General features: G+C 56.4%; 12 protein-coding genes, 1 tRNA gene and 1 pseudogene. 6 read left to right on the top strand and 8 right to left on the bottom strand.

The genetic code is table 11. The features are described from left to right. Positions 1-100: 100 nt before the first annotated feature. From NTD86_RS07100 to NTD86_RS07070, 7 genes are all read right to left on the bottom strand, one after another. On the bottom strand, positions 101-1,252 hold the full coding sequence (locus NTD86_RS07100; protein ID WP_262201451.1) for an acyl-CoA dehydrogenase family protein: 1,152 nt from the start codon (positions 1,250-1,252) through the stop codon (positions 101-103). 3 nt (positions 1,253-1,255) lie between these two features. Then, positions 1,256-2,362: an enoyl-CoA hydratase/isomerase family protein gene (locus tag NTD86_RS07095; protein WP_262201450.1), complete on the bottom strand. Its 1,107-nt coding sequence runs from the start codon at positions 2,360-2,362 to the stop codon at positions 1,256-1,258. A 149-nt stretch (positions 2,363-2,511) separates the two neighbouring features. After that, positions 2,512-3,282 carry a 3-hydroxybutyrate dehydrogenase gene (locus tag NTD86_RS07090; RefSeq protein ID WP_262201449.1) on the bottom strand — a complete coding sequence of 257 codons (771 nt, stop codon included), beginning with the start codon at positions 3,280-3,282 and terminating at the stop codon, positions 2,512-2,514. Positions 3,283-3,404: 122 nt separating this feature from the next. Beyond that, complete coding sequence (locus tag NTD86_RS07085) at positions 3,405-3,686, bottom strand: peptidylprolyl isomerase (RefSeq protein WP_007952068.1); 282 nt, start codon at positions 3,684-3,686, stop codon at positions 3,405-3,407. Positions 3,687-3,782: 96 nt separating this feature from the next. Continuing rightward, positions 3,783-4,664 (bottom strand): triacylglycerol lipase, encoded by an 882-nt coding sequence (locus NTD86_RS07080; RefSeq protein ID WP_262201448.1) that lies wholly within the window; start codon positions 4,662-4,664, stop codon positions 3,783-3,785. A 277-nt stretch (positions 4,665-4,941) separates the two neighbouring features. Then, on the bottom strand, positions 4,942-6,033 hold the full coding sequence (locus NTD86_RS07075; protein ID WP_262201447.1) for a 3-deoxy-7-phosphoheptulonate synthase: 1,092 nt from the start codon (positions 6,031-6,033) through the stop codon (positions 4,942-4,944). Positions 6,034-6,678: 645 nt separating this feature from the next. Then, positions 6,679-6,957 carry a DNA-binding protein gene (locus NTD86_RS07070; protein ID WP_262201446.1) on the bottom strand — a complete coding sequence of 93 codons (279 nt, stop codon included), beginning with the start codon at positions 6,955-6,957 and terminating at the stop codon, positions 6,679-6,681. 81 nt (positions 6,958-7,038) lie between these two features. Here NTD86_RS07070 and NTD86_RS07065 point away from each other — a divergent pair, with 81 nt between their 5' ends. From NTD86_RS07065 to NTD86_RS07040, 6 genes and pseudogenes are all read left to right on the top strand, one after another. Next, a complete protein-coding gene (locus tag NTD86_RS07065) occupies positions 7,039-7,404 on the top strand; it encodes a helix-turn-helix domain-containing protein (RefSeq protein ID WP_262201452.1) in 366 nt (121 codons plus the stop codon). Between the two features lie 127 nt (positions 7,405-7,531). Beyond that, positions 7,532-8,170: a UvrY/SirA/GacA family response regulator transcription factor gene (uvrY, locus tag NTD86_RS07060; RefSeq protein ID WP_262201445.1), complete on the top strand. Its 639-nt coding sequence runs from the start codon at positions 7,532-7,534 to the stop codon at positions 8,168-8,170. A 2-nt stretch (positions 8,171-8,172) separates the two neighbouring features. Further along, complete coding sequence (uvrC, locus tag NTD86_RS07055; protein WP_262201444.1) at positions 8,173-9,996, top strand: excinuclease ABC subunit UvrC; 1,824 nt, start codon at positions 8,173-8,175, stop codon at positions 9,994-9,996. 32 nt (positions 9,997-10,028) lie between these two features. Continuing rightward, positions 10,029-10,586: a CDP-diacylglycerol--glycerol-3-phosphate 3-phosphatidyltransferase gene (gene pgsA, locus NTD86_RS07050; protein ID WP_262201443.1), complete on the top strand. Its 558-nt coding sequence runs from the start codon at positions 10,029-10,031 to the stop codon at positions 10,584-10,586. A gap of 66 nt (positions 10,587-10,652) precedes the next feature. After that, positions 10,653-10,728: transfer RNA gene (locus NTD86_RS07045), tRNA-Gly, on the top strand. A gap of 99 nt (positions 10,729-10,827) precedes the next feature. Further along, a pseudogene (locus NTD86_RS07040) lies at positions 10,828-10,993 on the top strand (IS3 family transposase); the annotation flags it as partial. A gap of 311 nt (positions 10,994-11,304) precedes the next feature. Here NTD86_RS07040 and NTD86_RS07035 read toward each other — a convergent pair. Next, positions 11,305-11,710: bacteriophage T4 gp5 trimerisation domain-containing protein (locus NTD86_RS07035; RefSeq protein WP_410016958.1), on the bottom strand; the 406-nt coding region annotated here is incomplete at its 5' end.

Below are 11,710 nucleotides of genomic sequence, written 5' to 3'. Positions count from 1 at the left end.
CGTTGCGCATCCAATGGATATGTACGCCGCCCCCCATAAAAGCGCTTCGCGCCAGACAGCAGCCTGCGGCAGTGATCACTGGGTAAACAGCGCGCAGGGATTAGATCAGGTAATTCTTCAACTCTCGAGCAATCACCATGCGCTGGATTTCACTCGACCCTTCGTAGATCTGGGTGATGCGCGCATCTCGGTAGTAACGCTCCACCGGGTAGTCTTCCAGGTAACCATAGCCACCATGAATCTGGATGGCTTTGGAGCACACGTATTCGGCTATTTCAGAAGCAAACAGTTTGGCTTGCGAGGCTTCTGACAAGCACGGTTTGCCAGCGCTGCGCAGGCGTGCGGCGTGCAGGATCAACAGGCGGGCGGCGTTCAGGCGGGTTTGCATGTCGGCCAGCATGTTGGCCACGCTTTGGTGCTCGATAATGGCCTTGTCGAATTGCACACGATCACGGGCATAACCCAAAGCGGCTTCAAACGCTGCGCGTGCGATGCCCAGCGCTTGGGCAGCAATCCCGATGCGTCCGCCTTCCAAGTTGGACAGAGCGATTGCCAGCCCTTTGCCGCGTTCACCCAACAGGTTGGCTTCGGGTACGGTGCAGTTGTTCAGCGTCACGGCACAGGTGTCTGAAGCGCGAATGCCCATTTTGTGTTCGGTGCGATCGACGATAAAACCGGGTGTGTCAGTGGGCACGAGAAAGGCTGAGATGCCTTTCTTGCCCAGCTCCGGGTCGGTGACGGCAAATACGATAGCCAGTTTGGCGCGCTTGCCGTTGCTGACAAATTGTTTGGCACCGTTGATGACCCATTGCCCGTCAAGCAATTGGGCCCGGGTGCGCAAGTTGTGCGCTTCGGAACCTGCTTGTGGTTCGGTCAGGCAGAAGCAGCCAATCGCTTGGCCACTGGCCAATTCGGCCAGCCAGGCGTGTTTTTGCGCGTCGGTGCCGTACTTGAGAATTGGACCACAACCTACGGAGTTGTGAATACTCATCAGTGCGCCTGTTGCGCCATCGCCGGCAGAAATCTCTTCGACGGCCAGTGCGTAGGCTACGTAGTCGACATAGGTGCCGCCCCATTCTTCAGGAACGACCATGCCGAGCAAGCCCAGTTTGCCCATTTTCGAGACGAGTGCGTCGTCAATCCAGCCTGCTTTTTCCCAGGCCTGGGCATGGGGCGCAATTTCACCTCGGGCAAAATCACGCGCCATGTCACGGATCATCACTTGTTCTTCAGTCAGTTCGAAGTCTTGCATGGCTCACACTCCGTTCTGTTTGAAGTCGGTGAAAAAACTGGCAACGTGCTTGGGATCCAGCTCGCTCAGGGAGGGTGGGTTCCAGCGCGGTTTTTTGTCCTTGTCGATGATCAGTGCACGCACGCCTTCAATCAGATCGCCGCGATCAAACCATTGGCGGTCCAGGTGCAGTTCCAGCTCGAAGCATTGTTCAAGGTCAAGTTGGCGGCCGTGGTGAAGCATTTCGAGGGTGACGGCCATGCCCAACGGTGAGCGGGTCTCCAGTAGGTCGGCGGTCTCTGTGGCCCATGCGCGGTGTTCAGGTGCCGTGACGGCGCGCAGTTGAGCAACGATCTCGGGCACGCTGTTGTGGGCAAAGATCTGATCAATTAAAGGGCGCAGTGTGGCCAGCGGGGCGTCAGGCAAGGTTTGTACGGCAAAGGTGCCGAGCAGCGCCTTGAGGTCTTCAAGCGGGGAGTGTTGCCATTTGAGGGTGTCGAGGCATTGGTCGAGTTCACCCAGTTTGCTGCTGTCGGTGTACCAGTCGGCCAGCCCGCAATACAACGCATCGCTGGCACGGATTTGCACGCCGCTGACGCCCAGGTAGGTACCGATCTGGCCTGGGGTACGGGTCAGGAAGTAGCTGCCGCCCACATCAGGGAAGTAACCAATGGCGACTTCCGGCATGGCCAGGCGGCTGCGCTCGGTGATCAGGCGCAAGCTTGAACCTTGTGCCAGGCCCATACCACCGCCCAAAACGTAGCCATCCATCAACGCCAGTACCGGTTTGGCGTAGTGGTGCAGGGTGCGGTCGAGGGCGTATTCCTCTTCAAAGAAAATCGTGTGCAGGGTGTCGTTGCTTTTGTAGCTGTCGTACAGCGAGCGAATGTCGCCGCCTGCACAAAAGGCTTTTTCGCCAGCGCCGCGTAATACCACGGCTTTGATGTTGTCATCCTGGGCCCATGCATCTAGGTGCTGTTGCAGGCTGCGGACCATTGGAAGGTCCAGGGCATTGAGGCCGCTGGGGCGGTTCAGGGTCAGGTGACCAATATGGTTGCGGACCTCGGCAAGTATCGTGCTTTGGGTCGGCTCGACATCCTGTGTCGGTGAGGATGAAACCTGAGCAGTCATCACTAACTCCCTGCTGTGCTTTATTTTTAGAATGGGTTCGCGGGTGAACGATAGTCGATGCTAACAGTGCAAATTTGCGAATGACAACCCGGATGCGTGCAGGGTTGGTGTGCATTTTTGCATACCTGACAAGCACGATTGCGTGTCGCTTATTGCGCCAGCCAACCGCCATCGACGTTCCAGGCAGCGCCTCGTATCTGGCTGCCGGCTTCACTGCAGAGAAACACCACCAATTCACCCAGTTGAGGCGGGGTAACGAACTCCAGCGACGGTTGTTTTTCGGCCAGCAGGTCGTGTTGTGCCTGGTACGGGTCGATACCCTTGCTGATACGTTGGTCGATCTGCTTTTGCACCAGCGGCGTGAGCACCCAGCCTGGGCAGATAGCGTTGCAGGTGATGTTGCTGGTGGCGGTTTCAAGAGCGACCACTTTGGTCAACCCGATCACTCCGTGTTTAGCGGCGACATAGGCTGCTTTGCCCACAGAGCCGACCAGGCCGTGAGTCGAGGCAATATTGACGATACGGCCCCAGCCACGTTTGCGCATGCCGGGCAGGGCGAGGCGGGTGCTATGGAAGACCGAGGACAGGTTGATCGCGATGATGGCGTCCCAGCGTTCAACCGGGAACTCCTCGACACTGGAGACGTGTTGAATGCCGGCGTTGTTGACCAAAATGTCAATGCCGCCGAATTCGCGTTCGGCGTAGCTGATCATGTCGGCGATTTGCGCAGGGTCGCTCACATCGGCCGGATGGTGCCCGATCTTGCCGCCGAACTGTTGCAGGTCGGCAATGACTTTGCTGGCATCGCCAAAACCGTTGAGTATCAGGTCTGCGCCAGCCTTGGCCAGGCTTTGCGCGATGCCCAGACCTATGCCGCTGGTGGAACCGGTAACCAAGGCAGTTTTACCTTCTAGGCTCATGATCAATTCCTAAGGTGAGACACGGTGATTTCGTCGATGAAGAAACTTAGCACGCGGTTCGCCACTGCGAAAACGAAACGGCCCACCGATCGGTGGGCCGCTTTCACACTGAGCCGAAGGAATTAGTCCTGGCGGCTGGTGACTTCCAGCAGGTGGTAACCGAACTGGGTTTTAACCGGGCCTTGCACCACGTTGATGGGCGCGCTGAAGACAACGGTGTCGAATTCTTTAACCATCTGGCCAGGACCGAAAGAACCCAGGTCACCGCCTTGGCGGCTGGAAGGGCAAGTGGAGTTTGCCTTGGCAACTTCGGCGAAATCAGCGCCGCCTTCGATTTGTGCTTTCAGTTCGTTGCACTTGGCTTCGCTGGAAACCAGGATGTGGCGGGCAGTGGCTTTGGCCATGAGGGAGTACTCCTTTCAAGAAAGTGGTGAGCCTACCGGATTCAGTGGCTTTTTTCTCGGCAAAGTTCCTATTGATTCTTGAGCCGACCCAGGGTTTCAAAGGCCTTGACGCTTCAAGCGCTGTGCATGCTCGACATAAAGCGCCACGGGGTCGACCTTGCTGTGCGTCATGCCGGCCATATGATTGATGCTGTCCGCGTGGTCCATGGGGTAATCCGATCGAATAACCGTGCCCAGGTGCGAGCTGAAGCGGCCGACCATTCCGTCATTGGCCTTGGTTTCGTGGGTGAAGAAGCTTGCGAACACTCGGCAGGCGTTGTGCAGGGGATCAAACAGGTTCATGGACTCCGAAAGCAGTGAGCCTTTGATAATGCCGCTCCATGAGTAATAAAAAACGTTGTTCACCTCTGGCTCGCCCATGCCGCCCCAGGTTTTCGGCAGGCCTTGGGGGTATTTCATGTTGAAGGCGGCAACGCCATCAGAGGTCAATGCATTGAGTGCTTCCAGCGCGTGCTGGGGCAGTTGCGACTTACCGCTGAGCGTGGACATGAACGCGCTGAATGAGGTGATGAGGGCTGCTGCGACAGTCTCTGGCAACGTGCCGGGAGTAAAGGCCAGGCGCAGCCGGTCCGCGAGCTCGGAGCCGTGATTGGGGCCGCTCACGGAGGTTACCGAGGCCACTGACTCGGGGGCCAGGGCTGCCGCATAGCGTGCGGTGAGTGCGCCTTGGCTGTGCCCGATCAAGTTGACCCGTTTGGCGCCCGTTTGACGCAGCAGGGCCTGGATTTGCTCCAGCAGTTGTTCGCCGCGCGCTTCATTGCTGTGGGTGGCGGAGACCGAGGCTACGAACACCTGGGCACCGGCATCGTGCAAGGCCTCTTGTATGCCGTTGAAGTAGGTTAATGGGCCAATCCGGTCGAAACCGAAAAGGCCATGCACCAATAAAATGGGGTATTGAGTGTCTGCAATGAGGGTCATATTGTTTCTCTGTCAGGTGTTTTGAGTTGATAAAAACACCTTAGTCGACACGGTGGCGCAGGCTGGCGGGGTTCCAGGGTATGGCTGTCGGCCAGGCACGGCGGTACGCCCCCGGAACAAAGCGGGTGAAGATGTTTCTTTGCAGTGGAGGGCGTAATTCGCTTGGAGGTCTGGTTTTTTCAGACAGCTTCTATCGGCTTTAAGGTCGGGCCGAATCGACTTTGCGCCGCCGTGGGCAGTGCCCAGCGGCGCGCAATAGTCACACGCAGAGTGCGTTTCAGCTGGCAGCCAACAGCGAGTGTCGTTGTTGTTTCAACTGGCTTGCCGCATCGCGCAGTAACTGTTCGGTGGCCTCCCAGCCCAGGCAGCCGTCGGTGATCGAAACGCCGTAGCGCAGGTCGCTGCTCAGTGGTTGGCAGCCCTCGAACAAGTGACTTTCGAGCATCACGCCGATCAACGAGCGATCGCCTTCCAGGCGTTGCGCCAGCACCTCACTGAACACTTGCGGCTGGCGCAACGGGTCTTTGCCGCTGTTGGCATGGCTGCAATCGACCATCAGGCGAGCAGGGATGGCGTTTTTTTCGAGGCCGGCGCGGGCCTTGGCCACGCTATTGCGGTCGTAGTTGGGACCGCTGTGACCGCCGCGCAGTACCAGATGAGTGTCCTTATTACCGGAGGTCATGATAATGGCCGGATGCCCCTGGTCATCGATTCCAAAGTGGCGGTGCCCATGGGCCGCTGAACGCATGGCGTCGCATGCAATGCCTACGCCGCCGTCGGTACCGTTTTTGAACCCGACGGGTAGCTCGAGGCCGCTGGCCATTTCGCGGTGTATCTGGGACTCAGTGGTGCGTGCACCAATCGCTGCCCAACCCAACAGGTCGTCGAAGTAGCCGGCAGCCATGGGTTGCAGTAGCTCGGTAGCAATGGGCAGACCCATGCGCAGCATTTCGATCATCAATTCACGTGACAGCATGAGGCCGTGCGCCATGTCATCGCTGCCGTTCAGGTGCGGATCGTAAGCCAGGCCTTTCCAGCCGATGGTGGTGCGAGGTTTTTCGACGTAGGCGCGCATTACCAGCAGCAGGTCATCGCTGAGGTCGCGGGACAGGGCGGCCAATTGGCTGGCGTATTCGAGCGCGCTAATCGGATCGTGAATGGAGCAGGGGCCGACCACCACTAATAGTCGGGAGTCTTCGCCGTTGAGGATGGCGCGGATGGCCTGGCGCTGCTGGCTCACTTGCAGGCTGAGTTCTACGCTGAGCGGCAAGTGTTGCTTGAGCTCGCTGGAGCTGGGCAGGCGCTGCGTCAGGGCAGCTTTGGTGTCGGTGTTAGCAGTGTTTGGCAGAGCAGATACAGATGCGTTCATGGTAGTGACTTCCTGGGCAGGCGGCGGGTACTCCCGCGCGCTCAGCCCTATTGGGGTGTTCGACAATTGGCCAAATTGGCTGTGAGTTCATGCGTGCCACCGATCTGGGCCCGTTCGGAGGCGGCTGGCTGTCCCGAACGGCGGCTGATAAATCGCCAGGCAGTGCAAAGGTCGAAGCGGTAATAAGTGGCGTAGTTCATCGGGTTATTCCTCAAATCATTAATTTTTGCAGGGGCTAAAAAAACAAAACCCCCGGTCGGGTAGCCGACCGGGGGTGAGAATTCTCTGGTAGGCGACCCCTTGAAAGTGGCCGCCGGATGGGTATCAGGCGCGCCAGTGGCTAAACCAATACCCAAAATAAAATCGTGCAGTCGATCGTGTGTTCTGCGTGCACACAACAGCAGCCTGGCGCTGGTTAGCGACCTGCTGGCTAATGGTTGTGTGTTCGTGTTGCAACATGTGTCTTCTCCACTGAATGGTCTGGAGCTTACTAGAGAGACAGGCCCGGATTCAATTAAAAATTGCTATCAATCTGATGGGGTGAGAGCAGCACTGTGGCAAAGGTGCCTTGAACCAATCAGAAAGCATCGCATTCTTTTTCCGCTTCACGTGTGGGCTCGCCCAGAGAGAGCTAGTCTAATGAGGTCACTCAATCGCATCAGCTGTGTCATTGGGCGAAGATTCGGTCGAGCTCAGGATTTTCTCTTTGGTCATGTCGTCAGGAGAGGGGGGGATTATGCCGTCTTTCATTCCCAAGAGTACTGCTACCTTGTGGGCTTCTCCGCGCTTTCCTTTTTTACGCCCAGCAAGCACTTGATACGTTGTCGCCGGGTCAACGCCGTGTTCTCGAGCGAACTCTTGAACAGACTTCCCTTGATATTCGAGCCAAGCCTTTGCTTGTGCGGCAGTACGAATTCCGGCCATAGTTCAAAACCGTTCAATTTTGTTCGATTATTACAGATTACACCAGTCTTATGGGTGTTAAAAATGGATTCGTATATTCAAATGAGTGGAATTGGTTTGCGTTTGCGGCAAGAAAGAGAACGTCTTGGACTTTCGCAAAAAATATTTGGCGAAATCGGTGGTGTCGAGGCAAATGCCCAAGGCAAATACGAAAATGGTGATCGAGCTCCCAAGGCGGATTACCTGTCGCGTGTTGCAGCGCGAGGGGTAGATGTCCTCTATGTATTGACCGGTGCACGCACACCTACACTAGTCGATAATTTGACTCAGGTAGAAGAAAAGGTTCTGGTCAATTATCGCGTTTTGCATAAAGACGATCAGGATGCCATTGGTCAATTAACGTCCAGTTTGGCAAAAAGGTCAGTGGAGCAACCAGTGCGCAAGCCTCAGGACCCTAATGACAAGTGAGCTGATTCGGTTCAGCGCTGTGCGCTCTGATATATCGATTTATCTGTGCATGTATAGGTAGGTCGGTTCAATTGTTTTTTGTTAAGGTAGGCGGCACCAACTAAGACGCAATTTGCGAGGTGTCGACTTGATTCGGGTTCTAGTGGTCGATGATCACGATCTTGTGCGTACGGGCATAACACGAATGCTGTCGGATATCGATGGCCTGCAGGTTGTCGGTCAAGCCGAATCCGGTGAGGAGGCTCTCGCCAAGGCGCGCGAGTTGAAACCGGATGTGGTCCTGATGGATGTAAAAATGCCCGGTATTGGTGGCTTGGAAGCGACGCGCAAAATGATGCGCAGTTATCCGGACATCAAGGTCGTCGCCGTCACGGTCTGTGAAGAGGACCCTTTCCCGACACGTTTACTGCAAGCTGGCGCGGCGGGTTATATGACCAAAGGTGCTGGCCTGGCTGAAATGGTCCAGGCAATTCGCCAGGTCTTTGCCGGCCAGCGCTATATCAGTCCGCAAGTGGCTCAGCAGTTGGCGCTCAAGTCTTTCCAGCCGGCCAGTGATTCTCCATTTGATGCCTTGTCCGAGCGCGAAATCCAGATTGCCTTGATGATTGTCGGCTGCCAGAAGGTGCAGGTCATTTCCGATAAGCTTTGCCTGTCGCCAAAGACCGTCAACACCTACCGTTATCGTATATATGAAAAACTCTCAGTCAAAAGTGATGTTGAACTGGCCTTGTTGGCCGTTCGTCATGGCATGGTCGATGCTGGCTGACGATGACTGACGTGTTTGATTCGAGTGCATTTCTGTCGACATGTAGCGGCAGGCCTGGCGTGTATCGCATGTTTGACAGTGATGCGCGTCTGCTTTACGTGGGCAAGGCCAAGAACCTGAAAAAACGCCTGGCCAGCTATTTCCGCAAAACCGGGCTTGCGCCCAAGACAGCGGCGTTGGTAGCGCGCATCGCGCAGATCGAAACCACGATCACCGCCAATGAAACCGAGGCGTTGCTGCTTGAGCAGACGCTGATCAAGGAATGGCGCCCGCCGTACAACATTCTGCTGCGTGACGATAAATCCTATCCATATGTGTTTCTTTCGGATGGCCAGTTCCCGCGCCTGAGCATTCATCGCGGAGCCAAGAAGCAGAAGGGCAAGTATTTTGGTCCGTACCCCAGCGCTGGAGCGATTCGTGAAAGCCTGAGTCTTTTGCAAAAAACGTTTTTGGTGCGCCAATGCGAAGACAGCTATTTCAAGAACCGCACGCGGCCCTGCCTGCAATACCAGATCAAGCGCTGCAAGGCCCCATGTGTGGGGCTGGTTGAGCCTGAAGTGTATGCCGAAGATGTCCGCCACTCGGTGATGTTTCTTGAGGGGCGCAGCAGTGCGTTGACCGAGGAACTCGGTACTGAGATGGAACAGGCAGCCAGTACCCTGGATTTCGAGCGTGCAGCCGAACTGCGCGATCAGATCTCGTTGTTGCGCCGTGTTCAGGACCAGCAAAGCATGGAGGGTGGAACCGGCGACGTAGATGTGGTCGCGGCGTTCGTCAACCCAGGTGGTGCGTGTGTGCATTTGATCAATGTGCGCGGCGGTCGTGTGCTGGGGAGCAAGAATTTTTTCCCTCAGGTCGGTATTGAGGAGGACGTGGCTGAAGTCATGGCGGCGTTCCTCGGGCAGTACTACATCAGCAGCCCGGAGCGCGATCTGCCGAGTGAGTTGATCGTCAACGTCGAGCACGAGAGCTTTGCCGCGATCAGCGAGGCGATTGAAGCGTTGCGGGGGCGTGAAATAGCCATCAGTTATCGCGTACGCGGCACCCGTGCACGTTGGCAACAATTGGCTGTGACCAATGCCGAGCAAGCCTTGAGCGCACGTCTGGCCAACCGCCTGCATGTAGCTGCGCGTTTCGAAGCGCTGGCGCAGGTATTGAAGCTCGATGAAATCCCGCAACGCCTGGAGTGCTATGACATCAGTCACTCCAGCGGTGAAGCAACGGTTGCCTCCTGTGTGGTCTTTGGCCCTGAGGGCCCGATCAAGTCCGATTACCGGCGCTTCAACATCGAAGGCGTAACGCCTGGCGACGACTATGCGGCCATGCATCAGGCTTTGATGCGGCGCTTCAGCCGGCTCAAGGAAGGCGAGGGTAAGTTGCCCGATATTCTGTTGGTCGATGGCGGCAAGGGTCAGCTTTCCATGGCGCGTGACGTGCTCAATGAATTGGCCGTGCCGGACCTCATTTTGCTTGGCGTGGCCAAGGGCGCGACGCGCAAGGCCGGTTTTGAAACACTCTATTTGAATGATTCGGCCCATGAGTTCACCTTGAAAGGTGACTCCCCGGCGCTGCATTTGATTCAGCAGATCCGTGACGAGGCCCACCGTTTTGCCATTACCGGGCACCGTGCGCGCCGCGGCAAAACCCGCAAGACTTCCACTCTGGAAGGTATTGCGGGCGTCGGCCCGACCCGTCGCCGTGATTTGTTGAAACATTTTGGTGGATTACAAGAGCTGTCTCGTGCCAGCATCGAAGAGATCGCCAAAGCACCCGGTATCAGTAAAAAGCTCGCGGAGTTGATTTATGCAAACCTACACAGCGAGTAGAATGCCCCTTCACCTCGTAGCCAGTTGTGCCGATGAATATCCCTAATTTGATCACCGTTCTACGCGTTCTACTGATTCCGTTTTTTATTTTGTTGTTTTACCTGCCCTACAGCTGGAGTTATGCCGCTGCAAGTTCAGTATTCGCCTTTGCAGCGGCGACGGATTGGTTGGACGGATATCTGGCTCGCCGTCTGGAGCAAAGCACACCGTTTGGTGCCTTTCTGGACCCGGTAGCTGACAAGTTGATGGTGGCAGTCGCCCTGGTGTTGCTGGTGCAGGAGCATCACAACTTCTGGTTGACCCTGCCGGCTGCAGTGATTATTGGTCGGGAAATAGTCATTTCCGCCTTGCGCGAGTGGATGGCTGAGTTGGGCGCACGTGCCCAGGTCGCCGTGTCGAACATGGGCAAATGGAAAACCGCGGCGCAAATGCTGGCCTTGGTTATCTTGCTGGCCAATCCCTCGGACTTCAGCGTCTGGGTGCTGATTGGCTATGGATTGCTGATGGTTGCGGCGGGGCTGACCTTGTGGTCGATGGTTCAATACTTGCGCGCCGCCTGGCCGCATTTGAAGACCACCTCGACAAAATAAATAAAACTTTTTGAATCAAGGGGTTGACGCATTCTTCGAAATCTATAGAATGCCCAACACCAAAACGCGGGAATAGCTCAGTTGGTAGAGCACGACCTTGCCAAGGTCGGGGTCGCGAGTTCGAGTCTCGTTTCCCGCTCCAAGATTTAGAAGAAGCCACTCATATGAGTGGCTTTTTTTATGCCTGTGTCCCGTCCTGAATAAGGTTTACACCTCCCATCCCTAATTTCCGAAGAGTCAGATGGAGCAAGGTGTAAAGCGCATACAGCGTGATTATTCACTGTCTTTTAAATTGACGGTGGTTGATCAGATTGAAAAAGCAGGCCCAGGTACGGTACGCCATCCAGGGGCGGTCGACGGTTCTGGTATGGTTGCGTAAGCACGGTCGACAGGATTGGAACCAGGGAGCCTCGATCCGTGACGAGAGGAGTTGCGCGATGTCTGACCCCAAAACGCTCACTCTGGACTGCCTTCGCCCCCATAGACATTCTCCAGCCTCAAAGTGAGGCTCTTTCAAAGTCCTCAGGACTGACGCCGCCCAGGTGGCAGGATCGTCGTCCATCACTTCGGCCCGCCATTGCCCCGGTTGACCATCGACGGCCAACAACCGGTAGCCGACCTTCATGGCCAGCACCGGATACTCTTGATCGTCCACACCCAAGGCACTGGGACACAGCGCATCGAAGGGCGTCAGATTGCGAAATTCCATGACGCCTCCTCAGTTGATGTCCACGTCTTTGCCGTTGATCTGTACCGCGCCCGTTGCGCTGAAGTCGAAGGTGCGGCCGTTGATCAGCACCGTGCCGTCGGATTTCATCGTCAGGGTGGATTTACCCACCGTGACGGTGAATTCATCACCGGCGTCGATGGTGAAGCGCTTGCCCACCACGACCGACTTGTGAAGGCCGACCTGGTCGCTCTGGCTCAAGCCGACAGAGGTGTTCATGGCCGCACCGACACTGGTCTGGTAGGCTGCGCCGATGGTCAGCGCTTTGCCGAGCCCGATGGTTTCCGTCTTGTTGGCGCCGATGGTCACGCTGCGGTTGTCACCAATGGAGATGGTTTCGTTGTGGTCGACCCGCTCACTGCGGTCATTGCCCACAAAGGTGGTTTCGTTGTGGTTG

The sequence above is a fragment of the Pseudomonas sp. 7P_10.2_Bac1 genome (genome assembly GCF_025465935.1).
Taxonomy (GTDB): domain Bacteria; phylum Pseudomonadota; class Gammaproteobacteria; order Pseudomonadales; family Pseudomonadaceae; genus Aquipseudomonas.
Note: the sequence above shows the minus strand (reverse complement) of the source record. Positions and strands in the feature narration are given on the sequence as shown.